Source organism: Corallococcus sp. bb12-1, assembly GCF_026626765.1.
Classification (GTDB): Bacteria; Myxococcota; Myxococcia; order Myxococcales; family Myxococcaceae; genus Corallococcus; species Corallococcus terminator.
Genome location: NZ_JAPNJZ010000022.1, coordinates 84,876 through 99,436 on the forward strand (window position 1 = coordinate 84,876; position 14,561 = coordinate 99,436).

Below are 14,561 nucleotides of genomic sequence, written 5' to 3' on the forward strand. Positions count from 1 at the left end.
CCGTCATGCACCCATTCCAGGACGAGAACCGCCCGCTCTCAGCGGCCCAGCACGGCATCTGGGTGGGGCAACAGCTCGACCTCCAGAGCCCGGTGTACAACGCCGGGGAGTGCATCGAGTTCCGGGGCGCGGTGGATCCGGTGCGCTTCGAATCCGCCCTGCGCCGCGCGGTGGCGGAGTCGGACGCGCTGCACTCACGCTTCGTGACGGGTGACGGCGGGCCCGTGCAGCGCATGGACGCGGGCACGGAGTGGACGCTGCACCGCGTGGACCTGAGCGCGGAGACGGACCCCTGGGCCGCCGCGCAAGAGTGGATGTGGAAGGACCTGGGCCGCACGGTGGACCTGGCGACGGGGCCGCTGTTCTCCCAGGCCCTGCTCACCGTGGGGCCGGAGCGCTCTTTCTGGTTCCAGCGCATCCACCACATCGCGATGGACGGCTACGGCTTCTCGCTGCTCGCGCGGCGGGTGGCGGAGCTCTACTCGGCGGAGGCGAACGGCAAGCTGGCCCCCGTGGGCTTCAACCGGCTGGGCCCCGTGCTGGACGAGGACGTGGCGTACCGAGCCGGTCCCCAGCTCCAGAAGGACCGTGACTTCTGGGTGAACCGCTTCGAGGACGCACCCGTACCCGCGCTGCTGGCGGAGGCCGCGCCCATGTCATCGCGCTTCCTGCGGCGCTCGGAGCACCTGTCCCCGGAGCTGATGGCGGCGTTGCAGGCCGGCGCGAAGCAGGCGGGCGTGAGCTGGTCCGACCTGGTGTTGGCGGTGACGGCCATCTACCTGCATCAGCGGACGGGCGCACCGGAAGCGGTGTTGGGCCTGCCGGTGATGGGACGGCTGGGTTCGGCGGCGCTCAAGGTGCCGTGCATGGCCATGAACATCGTGCCGCTGCGCATCGCCGTGCGCCCCGACGCCGGGCTGTACGTGCTGGCCCGTGACGTGGCGGCGGAGATGAAGGCCGCGCGTCCTCACCTGCGCTACCGGTACGAGCAGCTGCGGCGCGACCTGCGCCTCGTCGGCGGGCAGCGCAAGCTGTTCGGTCCCGTCGTCAACATCATGCCTTTCGACTACGCCCTGGACTTCGCGGGCGTGCAGGCCACGGCACACAACATCTCCGCCGGCCCCGTGGAGGACCTGTCCTTCGGCTTCCATGCGCGTTCGGGCGGCAAGGAGCTGCGCGTCGATCTGGATGCGAACCCGTCCTGCTACACGGAGGAGTCCCTGGCCGTGCACCAGCGCGGCTTCCTCCAACTGCTGGAGTCCCTGCTCGCCGCGCCGGAGCAGCCCGTGCGTCGGGGCCTCGCGAGCTGGGGCGAGAGCGGGGTCGCCGGTCCGGACGCGTCGGTGCTCGACGGCGGGCCGGTGCCTGTCGTGCGCCCCGTGCTGGAGCTGCTGAAGGTCCAGGCCGAGGTCCGGCCGGACGCGATCGCGCTGGAGCATGGCCGCTGGCGGATGACGTACCGCGAGCTGGTGGTGGCGTCCCAGGCCCTGGCCCTGCGACTGTGGGAATCAGGCGTGACGCCGGACACGGCGGTGGCGGTGAAGGTGCCCCGGGGGACCGACGCCATCGTCGCCAGCCTGGGCATCCTGTTCGCGGGCGCGGGCTACCTGCCCATCGATCCCACCGGTCCGGCCACGCGCAACGCGGCCATCCTGGAGGATGCCCAGCCGTCCGTGATGCTGGTGTCCGAGCGCCCCAATCCCGACACGGATCCCACCGCGCCCGGCATCCTGGTGGTGCAGCGGCTGGAGCGGCGCGCGGAATACACACCGGCCGCGCCTGTCGCCGCTCCGGAAGCCCGCCTCGCCTACGTCATCTACACCTCCGGCTCCACCGGCCAGCCCAACGGTGTCCAGGTGGCCCGGGACGCCCTGGCCCACTTCGTCGCGGGCGCGACGCAGCGCTACGCGGTGGGGCCCGAGGACCGGGTGCTCCAGTTCGCCCCGCTCCACTTCGATGCGAGCGTCGAAGAGATCTTCGTCACGCTGTGCGCGGGCGGGCGGCTGGTGCTGCGCACCGATGAGATGCTCCAGTCGGTGCCCCGGCTGATGGACGCCTGCGCAGAGGCCGGCATCACGCTGCTCGACCTGCCCACGGCCTTCTGGCACGAGCTGGCCTACAGCCTGTCCACCGGCGCCGCCGTCCTGCCCGACTCCCTGCGCACGGTCATCATCGGCGGCGAGGCGGCCCTCCCGGAGCGCATCGCCCGCTGGCGCGACGTCGCAGGCGACCGCGTGCGCCTGCTCAACACCTACGGCCCCACCGAGGCCACCGTGGTGGCCACCGTCGCCACCCTCGCCGGTCCCGACGCGCTCGCCTCCGGTGATGAAGTGCCCATCGGCCGTCCGCTTCCGGGCGTCGTCGCGGCCGTCGTCACGCAGCAGGGCCGGCTGGCCGCTCCGGGCAAGGAGGGCGAGCTGTGCCTGATGGGTGGCGCGCTCGCCCGGGGCTACCTGGGTCGCCCGGAGTTGAACGCCGCGCGCTTTACCACCCTGGCGCTGCTCGAAGGCCAGCCGCGCGCCTACCGCACTGGCGACAAGGTGCGCGTGCGCGACGACGGACAGCTCGTCTTCGTGGGACGCGTGGACGACGAGTTCAAGATCAGCGGTCACCGCATCGACCCGGGCGAAGTCGAAACCGTGTTGCTCAAGTATCCGGGTGTCCGCGAGGCCGCCGTCGTGGGTCAGGTGTTGCCGGGAGGGTCGCGCCGGCTGTGCGCGCACCTGGTCGCCTCGCCTGAGCCCACGCCCGCGGAGCTGCGCAAGCACCTGCTGACGGCGCTGCCCGCGCCCATGGTGCCCGGCGCCTTCGCGTTCGCCGAGCGCCTGCCGCGCACCCGCAACGGGAAGATCGACCGCAACGCGCTGAAGAACGCGCTGCCTCCGGATGAGAGCGCCGCGCTGCTCTCCACCGCCACGCCGCTGGAGCGCACGGTGCTGGAGGTGTGGGAGCAGGTGCTGGGCCGCGCCGCGTCGTCGCTCCAGGACGACTTCTTCGAGCTGGGCGGCCAGTCCCTCCAGAGCATCCAGGTCGCCAACCGTCTGGGCATCGCCGTGGGCCGCGAGGTGCCGGTCGCCACCGTCTTCCGTCACCCCACCGTGTCGGGCCTCGCCCAAGCCCTGGAGCGCGGCAGCGCGGAGGGCTCCGAGCCCGGTGGCCTCACCGCCGCGATGCTCGCGGACGCCGAGCTGGGCCTGGACATCGTCCCCGCCACCACCGGCGAGGCCTGGGCGCGCGAGTCCACCCGCCTGGGCACCGGCTTCCGCCAGGTCCTCCTCACGGGCGCCACGGGCTTCGTCGGAGCGCACCTGCTCCACCAGTTGCTGGCGCAGCCGGATGTCCGCGTCATCTGCCCGGTGCGCGCGAAGGATGAGGCGCAGGCCCTGGAGCGGCTGCGCGCCGCGCTCGTCGGCCAGAAGCTCCCCACGGCGGGGCTGGAGGCGCGGGTGCTCGCGCTGCCGGCGGACCTCTCCCTGCCGCTGCTGGGCCTGGACGCCGCGCGCTTCCACGGGCTGGCCGCGGAGTGCGACGCCGTCATCCACAACGCCGCCGTGGTCAGCGTGGTGCGCGAGTACGGCAGCCTCCAGGGCGTCAACGTGCGCGGCACGCGAGAGCTGCTCAAGCTGGCCGCCGCCGTGCGCCCCAAGCCCTTCCACTACGTGTCCACGCTGGCGGTGGCGCCCCAGACGAACCTGGCGCCGGACGTGCCGGAGGCCTTCGTCCCCGCGCACCCCGGGCTGCGCGACGGCTACCAGCAGAGCAAGTGGATCGCGGAGCGACTGGTGCAGCAGGCCTCCGAGCGCGGCCTGCCCGCGACGGTGTACCGCCTGGGCCGCGTGGTGGGCGCTCCGGACACCGCGCTCGTCAACACGCAGGACCTGGTGTGGCGCATCGTGCTCGCGGGGCTCCCCGTGCGCGCCCTGCCCCTGTTGGACGTGGGCGAGGTGTGGACGCCGGTGGACTTCGTCGCCCGCGCCATCGTCCAGCTCGCGCGCCGCTCGCATCCGGGCGCCGTGTTCAACCTGACGCCGACCGCGGAGGTGCGCCTGTCCGAGCTGTTCGGCTGGGTGCGCGACTACGGCTATCCGCTGGACCTCTGTCATGTCCCCGAGTGGCGCGAGCGTGTCGCGCGCGGCTCCGGGGGCCACGACGCCACCCTGGCGTTCTTCGATTTGCGCAGCGGTGACTCCACGCCCGCCTTCGGCCTGGGTCCCATCCGCTGCGAGCAACTGCTGGCCGCCCTGGAGGGCACGGACGTCGTGTGCCCTCCCACCGACCGGAATCTCCTCTACCGCTACCTCGACTCCTGCGTCGCGCAGGGAATCCTGCCTCCGAAAGAAACGGCGCTCCCGTGACGAACTCTTCCTGGTCTCCCTCCTCCTGGCGCGCGAAGCCAGTCCGCTACATCCCCGACGACTACCCCGACCTTCCCGCCCTCGCGCGCGTGGAAGCCGAACTGGCGAAGCTGCCGCCCCTGGTCCCCGCGGAGGAGACGCGCCGGCTGCGCGACGCGCTGGGACAGGTCGCCGAAGGCAAGGCGTTCCTCCTCCAGGGCGGCGACTGCGCGGAGAGCTTCAAGGAGTTCGGCGTCCAGAACGTCCGGGACACCTTCCAGCTCCTGTTGCAGATGGCCGGCGTGCTCACGTTCGCGGGCGGCTGCCCGGTGGTGAAGGTGGGCCGCATCGCGGGCCAGTTCGCCAAGCCGCGCTCCAGCGCCACGGAGACGATCAACGGCGTCACCCTGCCCAGCTACCGCGGCGACATCATCAACGGCATGGACTTCAACTCGCGCGAGCGCACGCCGGATCCGCAGCGCCTCTTGCGCGCGTACCACCAGTCCGCGGAGACGCTGCAACTGGTGCGCGCCTTCGCTCGCGAGGGCTACACCGACCTGACCCGCCTCTTGGGACACCGCCCGGAAGCCGAGGGCGCCGTGCGCCCGGTGGACTTCTTCACCAGCCACGAAGCCCTGCTCCTCAACGTCGAACAGGCGATGACCCACTTCGATGAGGCGACGGGCGGCTGGTACGACACGTCCGCGCACATGCTCTGGATTGGCGAGCGCACCCGCCAGTTGGACGGCGGCCACGTGGAGTTCATGCGCGGCATCCAGAACCCCATCGGCCTCAAGTGCGGCCCTTCGATGGAGCCGGACGACCTGCTGCGCATCATCGACACGCTCAACCCCCAGGGCATCCCGGGCAAGCTCACGCTCATCGGGCGCTTCGGTTCGGATCAGGTCGCCACCGCCCTGCCCCGCTTGATGGCCGCCACAAGCCGCCATGGCGGCCCCGTGGTGTGGTCCATCGACCCGATGCACGGCAACACGCACAAGGCGAGCAACGGCTACAAGACGCGCTCGCTGGAGCGCATCCTCGCGGAGGTCATGGCCTTCCTCCAGGTCGCCGCCGCCGAGGGCGTCCACCCCGGAGGCCTGCACCTGGAGATGACCGGCCAGGACGTCACCGAGTGCCTGGGCGGCCCGCTGGATGTCTCCGAGGACGACCTCTCCAGCCGCTACCACACGCACTGCGATCCCCGCCTCAACGCGGATCAGGCCCTCCAGCTCGCCTTCCGCGTCGCGGACGGCCTCCACACCGTGCGCGCCCCCCAGGCCCACGCGGCCTGACGCGGCGCGCGGCCTTGACAGTCCCGAACCGAAGCGGCTAAACGTCGCGCCGTTGATAATGAGAACCATTTTCATAATTGCGAATGGGTGGCGGCGGTTCGGGGCGGGCGCGGCGCTATTGACGGGCCTGTGTCTGGGCGGTCCGGCGCACGCGGGCGCGATGCAGACAGGCGGAGCCGCGCAGGAGCCGGAGGCCACGCCCTCCGCTCCGGCGGCACCGGTCTCCGCTCCGGCGGCACCGGTCATCGAAGCGCCGAAGCTCATTCAAAAGACCGAGGCGACCTACCCCGCCGAGGCCCTGGCGGCGCGCCTGGAAGCGAACGTGCGCCTGCAACTGAAGGTGGACGTCCAGGGACAGGTCACCGAGGCCGAGGTGATGGAGCCCGTGGGTCACGGGTTCGACGAGGCCGCGCGCGCCGCGGCGCTCCAGTTCCGCTTCGAGCCCGGCAAGCGCGACGGCGTCGTGAAGCGCTTCCGCATCCTCTACACCTACGCCTTCCGGCTCCCGCAGGACGCTGTCCCCCCGGGCCCCGTGGCCGAAGCCGGCCCGCCCCCGGACGCGGCGCAGCCGCCCGAGGTGGCCTCCAGCACCGATGAGAACACCATCGACGTGACCGTCGTCGGCGAGTCCGCCGCCGAGCGCCACCGGCAGTCCGCCGAAGCGGTGCAGGTCATCGAGATGGAGCAGATCGGCTACGAGACCGCGGACCTGGGCAGGGCCCTGGCGCGCACCGAAGGCGTGGACGTGCGCCGGGCCGGGGGCCTGGGAAGCAACACGCGCGTCTCGCTGGCGGGCCTGTCGGACGATCAGGTGCGCTTCTTCGTCGACGGCATCCCGCTGGAGTTCGCGGGCTACGGGCCGGGGCTCGCCAATGTGCCGGTGAACCTGGTGCAGCAGATGGAGGTCTACCAGGGCGTCGTGCCCATCCGCTTCAGCGCGGACGTGCTGGGCGGCGCCGTGCAGCTCATCACCGACCAGGACGTCCACGGCTCGGGCGTGGCGGCCTCCTACGAGCTGGGCTCCTTCGACACGCACCGCCTCACCGCGAGCGGCCACCACCTGGAGGAGTCCACCGGCCTGCTGGTGCGCGCGCACGGCTTCTACGACAACGCCCGCAACGACTACCTGGTGGACGTGCAGGTCACGAACGACGCGGGCAAGCTGGCGCCCGCGCGACTGCCGCGCTTCCACGACGGATATCAGGCGGGCGGCGCGAGCCTGGAGGTGGGCTTCGTGGACCGCCCGTGGGCCCAGCGCCTGCTGGTGCGCGCCTTCATCAACGCGACCGACCAGGACATCCAGCACAACCCGTCCATGACGCAGGTGTTCGGCGACGTGACGGGCACGGCGGGCTCCGCGGGCACCACGTTGCGCTACGCGCGGAGCTTCGGCCAGGGCCTCACCGTGGACACCGTGGGCGGCTACACGTTCCGGCGCAGCCGCTTCCTGGACGTGAGCAAGTGCCGCTACGACTGGTACGGCCGCTGCTTCGTGACCCTGGAGACCGGGGGCGAGATGGACTCCGGGGCGGTGGAGCGCTACGTCAACCAGCACGCCGTCTTCGCGCGCTTCAACGCGAGCTGGCAGCAGGGCGGACCGCACACCCTGCGGCTCGCGGTGGCGCCCACGTTCGTCGTGCGCACGGGCGAGGACCGCCAGCTCCAGATCCTCCAGCAGGCGGATCCGCTCTCCGCGGATCGCGACGTGGGCTCGCTGGTGACGGGCCTGGAGTACCAATACGAGGCGCTGGAGGGCCGGCTGCAGAACGTCGCCTTCGCCAAGGACTACCTCCAGTCCACGGGCGCGCAGAAGCTGCTCGCGAGCAACGAGTTCCTGGACCTGACCCGGACCGCGCACGAAGTGGGCGTGGGGGACAGCTTCCGCCTGCGCTTGTCGCCCACCGTCACCGCGAAGGCGTCCTACGAATGGGCCACGCGCCTGCCCCGGCCGGACGAGCTCTTCGGCGACGGCCTGCTCATCGAGGACAACCTGGAGCTGGTCCCCGAAACCAGCCACAACTTCAACCTGGGACTGGGCGTCTCCCTGCTGCCCGGCCGCCACGGCTCCTTCCGCGCCAACGTCGGCGGCTTCGCGCGCCTTTCGGATCAGCTCATCACGCTCATCCCGCAGTTGGGCTTCTCCCTCTACCAGAACGTCTTCGCCGCGCGCTCGCTGGGCGTGGTCGGCGCCGCCGGCTGGACCTCCCCTGGACAGCTCCTGTCGCTGGACGGCAACGCCACCTGGCAGGACGTGCGCAACGTGTCCGGCGAAGGCAACTACGGCGCCTTCAAGGGGCAGCGCATTCCCAACCGCCCCTCCCTGATGGCCAACGGCAGCGCGCAGGTGAAGCTGACGGACCTGCTGCGCTCCCAGGACGAGCTGCTGCTCACCCTGCGCTCGCGCTACGTGCACCAGTTCTTCCTCGCCTGGGAGGGCGCGGGCGCCGTGGATACCAAGCTGACCATCGACACGCAGCTCACGCACTCGGTGGCGCTGACCTACGTGATGCGCGACACCCCCACGAAGCTGAGCTGGACGCTGGACCTGCAGAACCTCACCAACGCCCGGACCTTCGACTTCTACGGCGTCCAGCGACCCGGACGCAGCCTCGCCGCCAAGTTCACGCTGGAGCGCTGAGACGCGCCTCCCGCATCCGCACGCAGCACCCACACCCCATCGAAAGGGAAGTCCTTGAAGCCCTCACCCTTCTTCCGTACCTCGGGCCGCGTCCTCGCGGCGCTCGCCTTCAGCTTCGTCGCGGCCTGCAGTGACAACACGAATCCGGACGATGGCAACCCGGACGCGGGCACCGGCACGCCGGACAGCGGCACCCCCACGACGCCGCTGTACGCGTTCGTGGCGCAGGTGAGCGCCGACTCCGCGTCCACCAGCTACGTCATCCTCACGGACAAGGTGGACCACACCGAGCCCCTGTCGCTCGCGAACGCCACGGAGATCAACGGCCGCGCGCTGGGCTCCGGCATCGAGAAGGCGGGCGCCCTCTTCGTCTCCAGCAGCGGCTCCGCCGTCGTCACCCGCTACAACGTGACGGCCGACAACAAGCTGGAGAAGGCCGGCGAGGTGAGCTTCGCGGGCAAGGGCCTGACGACGATTGGCGAGTACCAGAACCAGTTCCAGTTCGCGTCGGACACGAAGGCCTACTACTTCGATGGCCGCACCGCGCAGGTCGTCGTCTGGAACCCGAAGGACATGTCGGTGACGAACACCATCCCCCTGCCGGGCATGACCATCGACGGGACGGTCCTGTCGTTCGCGTCCAACCCCATCCGCGTGGGCACCAAGGTGCTGATGCCGCTGGCCTGGCGTCCGGCCGCGGGCATCGGCATCACCAAGAAGGCCGGCATCGTCGTCCTGGACACGGCGACGGACACCGCGCAGATCGCCACCGACGACCGCTGCGGCTACGTGCGTGACGGCGTGGTCGGCTCGGATGGCCAGGTGTACCTGGCGACGGAGGCGTACGGCGCCGCGGTGAAGCGCACCGCGCAGGCGAACCCGGACGTGCCGGAGCCCTGCCTGCTGAAGTTCGATCCGCAGACGGCCACCTTCGATGCGGCCTTCTACAAGTCGCTGGGCGCGCTGACCAACGGCAGCGCCACGGGTTCGCTGCTCCAGGGCCCCACGGGCACGGGCTACCTGCGCGTGCTGGACGAGACGACCTACACGGTGGTGGAAGGCACGCACCCGCGCGTCATCGCGAGCGCCGTGGCGTGGAAGTGGTGGAAGCTGGACCTGAAGGCGGACATGACCGCGGCCGCGCTGGTGGACACCCTGCCGGCCAGCACGGGCAGCTCCTTCCTCTTCCATGCCGGTGACCGCACGCTCTTCACGGAGTTCACCAACAGCAGCAGCACGACGAACTTCCGCGAGCTGACCGACCAGAGCGGCAAGCTGGTCGCGACGCACAGCGGTCTGTCGTTCTCGTTCCTGCAGCTGCGCTAGTCACAGCCCCGTTGGAAACCAGGGCCCCTTCCAGCACCGGGAGGGGCCCTTCTTCATGTCCCCACCGGGACAGGCTCAGGCGTGAAACGCGTCCTGCCGCTCCTCGGGTGGCTGCGCCGGGAGCGTGAAGAAGAACGTGCTCCCCGCCCCCGGATGGCTCTCCACCCCCAACTGTCCGCCGTGGGCCTCGACGAGCCCCTTCACGATGGCGAGCCCCAGCCCCGCGCCTTCCTTGCGTTTCGCGTGGGCCTGCCAGAAGGGTTCGAAGAGGTGCGGGAGATCCTCCGGCGGAATCCCGGGCCCCGTGTCGCGCACCGAGAAGCGCACCTGACCGCCTTCGGCCCGGACGCGCAGGGTGATGCTTCCGCCTTCGGGCGTGAACTTGAGCGCGTTGCCCACGAGGTTGGAGAAGATCTGGAGCGCCCGCTCGCGATCCGCGAACACGGTGGGCAGGCCCTCCGGGACGACCGCCACCAGTTGGAGTGACTTCGCCTCCGCGAGCGCCCGGTGCAGCTCCACGGCCTCGCGGACCAGCGGCGCCACGTCCAGCAGTTCGCGCTCCACCGACAGGCCCCCTCCCTCCAGGCGGGCCACGTCCAACAGGTCCTGGATGAGCCGGTTCGCCCGCTGGAGCGACTTCTCCAGGGAGTCCAGGGGCCGCTGGAGGGCGCGGCTTTCGGGCAGCTCCTTCCTGAGCACTCCAGCGCTCAGCGCGATGACATTGAGGGGCGCGCGCAGGTCGTGGGCGACGATGCGCAGCACCTCGTCGCGGACGCGGGTCGCCTGTTGGGACTTCTCCAGCATGAAGCGCCACGCCTGCTCCATCTGCTTGCGCTCCGTGATGTCCTGGATCTGCGAGATGAAGTGCAGCGGCGCCCCATGGGCATCGCGGACCATCGAAGCCCGCATCTGGGTGGTCACGATGCGCCCGTCCCGGTGGAAGTAGCGCTTTTCAATCTGGTACGAGTCGATGTCGCCCTGGAGCAACCGGCGCACGTTCAGCAGATCCAACTCCAGGTCCTCCGGGACGGTGATGTCCTGGAACGTCCTCGCCAGCAGCTCCGCCTGCGAATAGCCGACGATGTGGCGCAGCGACGCGTTCACGTGGAGAAACCGGCCATCCAGGCCGACCAGCGCCAGGCCGATGGGAGCGTCCTCGAACGAGGTCCGGAAGCGCTCCTCGCTGTTGCGCAGCACCTCCTCCGCCTGCTTTCGCGCGGTGATGTCGCGCAGGATGACGGTGAGGATCCGGGTGCCTTCCACCTCCAGTTTGGAGATGCTGGCCTCCGCCGGGAACGTCTCTCCCTGCTTGCGCCTGCCGGAGATGGGCAGCCGCTCCCCCATGTGCCTGGAGGTCATGGAGCCCCGGGCGAAGTGCCGGACATGTCGCGCGTGGATCGCCTGGAGGCTCTCCGGCAGCAGCATCTCCAGCGGGCGCCCCACGATCTCGCTCGCGGCGTAGCCGAAGATGCGCTCGGCGCTCGCGTTGAACAGGACGATGCGCTGCGCTCCGTCGATGGAGATGATGGCGTCCGCCGCGTTGGAGACGATGCCAGCGAATCTCGCCTCCGACAGCCGCAGGGACTGCTCCGCCAACTGGTTCCTGGCATCCAACCGGGAGAGTGCCTTCGCGTTCCAGAAGGTCACCGCGACGAAGGCGGCCATCATCAGGCTCGCGAAGAGCATGACCCCGGAGATGGGCCCGAAGAGCGTCAGCCGTTCCCCCAGCAACCGCGCCACGCCCACGACCAGCGGCGCGAGGAGGGCCGCCGGGAGCAGCCGGCGCGCCAACAAGCCGCCCAGATCCTTCTTCAGGAGCATGCCCATCAGCCCCTGCTCAGGGTGGACGGAGAGGATGGCGAGCGACAACAGCATCAGCAGCAGCGCCGAGTGAAGCCCCATGGGAGTGGTGGACGACTCGAAGGTGACGGAGGCGGGCTCGGGGCCCACCTCCCGCAACAGGAAGCCCAGGATGACCCACGAGGCCATCACCAGGGTCACCAGGGCCAGCCACCGGGCGGGGTACCACCCCTGGCGCGTCCGCACGTGCAGGAGCAGGAGCGCCAGTCCCGTGAGACAGAGGCCCAGCGCGCTGCCCGGCCTGGACAGCCCGGAGGACACCGCGCTGCCTCCGTCCCCCAGCAGCAGCCGGTGGACGCCCGGAAAGCCCCCGAGCGCGGACCAGCCCAGGGCTCCGACCCCCAGCAACACGGTGACCGTCGCCAGCCCCCGCCCCGCCTTGCGTCGCCAGCCCTGGACCGTCTCCGGGTGAAGCCAACCCAGGGCGATGCCCGCCGACACGTAGCCCAGCGCCGTGCCCGGCAGCATCACGCCCGTGCCCGCGGAGAGGGCCAGGATGAGATTGGGAACGCCCAACCCCCAGCCCAGCAGCACGAGCAGGCCCACCCCCACCAGGAGCGCGCTCGCGGCGGGCACCAGCCTGCCCATCACCCACTGAAGTCGCTGGAGCGAATCCCTCCGCGAGCGTCCCTGCGCCTGGGCAGCCGACCGCTGTTCCCTCATGGCGGCGCGGCCCCCACGAGGGACCGCGAAGGCGGACGCGACACCGGACAGGAACGCGAGGGCTCGGTGTCCGCCTGGTCATGCGGGTCCAAGGTTTCATCGCGTCCGAAGCGCGAGCGGCGTACGCGCAGCGCGCGGAAGCCCGTTCTCCCCACTGTGTCGGTGGGACCAGGCAGGCGGCTGACGCGGACGGGGATTCGCATGGCGGGGCCCAGAGGGGAACCTGGAGTCCCTTCGGGGGTCTGGCAAGGGCGGCGCCCGCAAGGACGCCGCCCCGGTACAGCCCTTCAGCGAAGGATCAGGTGCACATCAGCCACGAGCACTTGTTCGACTGGCACTCGCGCCCGCTGGAGCAGATGGAGCCCTTCGCCCGCTTCTCCACGCACTTGCCGGAGTTGGTGCCCCAGCCGCAGAACTGGGTGGCGCCGCAGTGCGAATCGGTGGTGCACGAGCAGGTGCCGTTCAGGCCGCTGCAGCCGTCAATGGCGTTGCAGGAGCCGCTCTTGCACTCCTGGTTGAAGCGGCACGTCTCCGCGACGGCCTTGGTGGCGGGCGAGTAGGCCTTGCCGCAGATCTGCGGGTACGTCGCCTCGCGGGTGGCCTTGGGGACGTAGGCCGCGACACCGCCGGTGTCGATGTCGTTCGCCGCGTCCGCCATGCCGGAGCGGGCGCCGTTCGCGCGCTCCCACATCCGGATGTAGTTCTCAGACGAGCCTTCCAGACCGCTGGTGTTCACGCCGAGCTGCTTCAGGTCCTTCACCACGTCCGGCAGCAGGCCCACGTGGGCCAGGCCGTAGATGTCGAAGTCGGTGCCCAGGCGGGCCGGGCCGGAGACGCGCTGCTGCTCACGCTGCGCATCCGCCTCCGCGCGGAAGCCCGCCGAGCACGCGCCGAAGTCACCGAAGCGCGGTCGCGTCTGCTGGATGAAGCCGTTCAGGTCCGCGCCGAAGCCCATGTTGACCTTGAGGCCCTGGCGGCCGAACTCGTACGCCTGCGCGAGCGAGCGCGTGGAGCCCTGGCAGGAGTTCGCCACGGCCGTGCGGGTGTAGGCGCGCGTCTCGTCATGCGCGGTGCGCAGGCCGAACATGCCGCCCGTCTGGCGCACGTAGCGCACCACCCAGGACGGGGTGGTCTTCTCGTTGGCGGCGAGCGCCGGGTTCATGATCTCGCGGAAGTGGCCGTGGGAGATCATCAGCGGGTAGTACGTGTTCGCCTGGGACACGGCATACGTGTCCTGCACGCTCTTCTCGGACATGTGGGCGATGTCGATGATCATCCCCTTGGCGATCATCTCCTGGACCAGCGCCTTGCCGTCCGCGGTGAGGCCCTTGGTGTTGCGGCAGTTCGCGTCCACGTCGAAGCCCAGCGTGAAGCCGGAGCCGGTGAGGCCGCAGTCCGTGTCGATGTGGCAGTTCTCCAGGAACTGGGCGACCTGGAAGATGGCGTTGTGGGGCGCGGCGCCGCCAAAGCGGTTGTCCAACTGGTGCACGGGCTGCAGCGAGCGCACGCCCAGCGAATAGACGCGGTTCAACTCCGAGCGCCAGTCCTTGGTGCCGAACAGCTTGCTGGATTCGATGGAGAGCACCATCGCCAGCTTGCCGGAGGCGATGATCTGCCGAGCATGCGCGGGCGACAGGGCGATCTCCGCCCAGTCCGTGCGGGCATCGAAGTCGCGGGCCATCTGGAGCTGGATGTCCACGTCCATCATCTCGTCACAGGGCCGCTTGAGGTTCTGGTACGGCAGCGCCTTGCAGAGGAACTCGTTGCTGACGAGCGACACCATGACCAGGGACATGCCGCCCTGGCGGGCCTTGTTGAGCCACCCTTCCCACGCCTGCTGGTGCGCGATGGTGTCCCAGCGGGGCCACTGGGTGTTCACGTTCTTGCGGCCCAGGTGCAGGCCGGTGTCGCCCTCGGTGCCCTCCACCTGACCGATGACCTCCGAGGCCAGCGCGCCGCCGATGCCGAAGACGTCCGAAAGGATGGGCACGCCGCCCAGGTTCACGCTGCCCGCGTTGGGACAGAGGTTGAGCATGTCCCGCAGGTCCATGCGCACCCGAGCATGGTCGCTCTCCGGCTCACCACCGTCACAGCTCGCGAGCGTGCCGGTGTGGCCGCCATGGAACCAGCCGCCGCTGAAGGCCTCCTCGGCGAACATGTGGTGGTGCATCTCCGCGAAGCCGGCCACGGCCAGCGGCTGGGCGACCTCCGCGGGCGCTTCGGGGAGCGCGGCGGGAGCCTCTTCGGAGACCGGGCCACAGCCCAGCGCGAGCGCCGAGGCCGCAAGGAACGGGGAGAACAGACCGCGGGGACTGAATCGGGAACGACTGCGCATGCGGTGCACCTTTCTTGGGGGGGAAGGCACACCGGGCGTATCAGCAGTCGTTCCAGCTAATCAAATCTCGCAGCATATGCGCGTTAATACATCACGCGGTGGTGTTCCCC

General features: G+C 70.4%; 6 protein-coding genes. 4 read left to right on the top strand and 2 right to left on the bottom strand.

Going from position 1 to position 14,561, the window contains the following annotated elements:
* Positions 1-5 precede the first annotated feature (5 nt).
* The 4 genes from mxcG to OV208_RS27530 all read left to right on the top strand — a co-directional run bounded on the left by mxcG (position 6) and on the right by OV208_RS27530 (position 9,593).
* The gene (gene mxcG, locus OV208_RS27515; protein WP_267576890.1) at positions 6-4,355 is read left to right on the top strand and encodes a myxochelin non-ribosomal peptide synthetase MxcG; all 4,350 of its coding nucleotides are present in this window, start codon (positions 6-8) and stop codon (positions 4,353-4,355) included.
* On the top strand, positions 4,352-5,629 hold the full coding sequence (locus OV208_RS27520) for a 3-deoxy-7-phosphoheptulonate synthase class II (RefSeq protein WP_267576891.1): 1,278 nt from the start codon (positions 4,352-4,354) through the stop codon (positions 5,627-5,629). The genes mxcG and OV208_RS27520 overlap by 4 nt, the downstream gene beginning before the upstream one ends.
* 160 nt (positions 5,630-5,789) lie before the next feature.
* Positions 5,790-8,267, top strand: a complete 2,478-nt coding sequence (gene mxcH / locus OV208_RS27525) for a TonB-dependent siderophore myxochelin receptor MxcH (RefSeq protein ID WP_267576892.1) — start codon at positions 5,790-5,792, stop codon at positions 8,265-8,267.
* Between the two features lie 54 nt (positions 8,268-8,321).
* The gene (locus tag OV208_RS27530) at positions 8,322-9,593 is read left to right on the top strand and encodes a hypothetical protein (RefSeq protein WP_267576893.1); all 1,272 of its coding nucleotides are present in this window, start codon (positions 8,322-8,324) and stop codon (positions 9,591-9,593) included.
* Positions 9,594-9,668: 75 nt separating this feature from the next.
* Here OV208_RS27530 and OV208_RS27535 read toward each other — a convergent pair whose 3' ends face one another.
* Positions 9,669-12,116 carry a PAS domain-containing sensor histidine kinase gene (locus tag OV208_RS27535; RefSeq protein WP_267576894.1) on the bottom strand — a complete coding sequence of 816 codons (2,448 nt, stop codon included), beginning with the start codon at positions 12,114-12,116 and terminating at the stop codon, positions 9,669-9,671.
* A gap of 298 nt (positions 12,117-12,414) precedes the next feature.
* Positions 12,415-14,451: a membrane dipeptidase gene (locus OV208_RS27540; RefSeq protein WP_267576895.1), complete on the bottom strand. Its 2,037-nt coding sequence runs from the start codon at positions 14,449-14,451 to the stop codon at positions 12,415-12,417.
* Positions 14,452-14,561 lie beyond the last annotated feature (110 nt).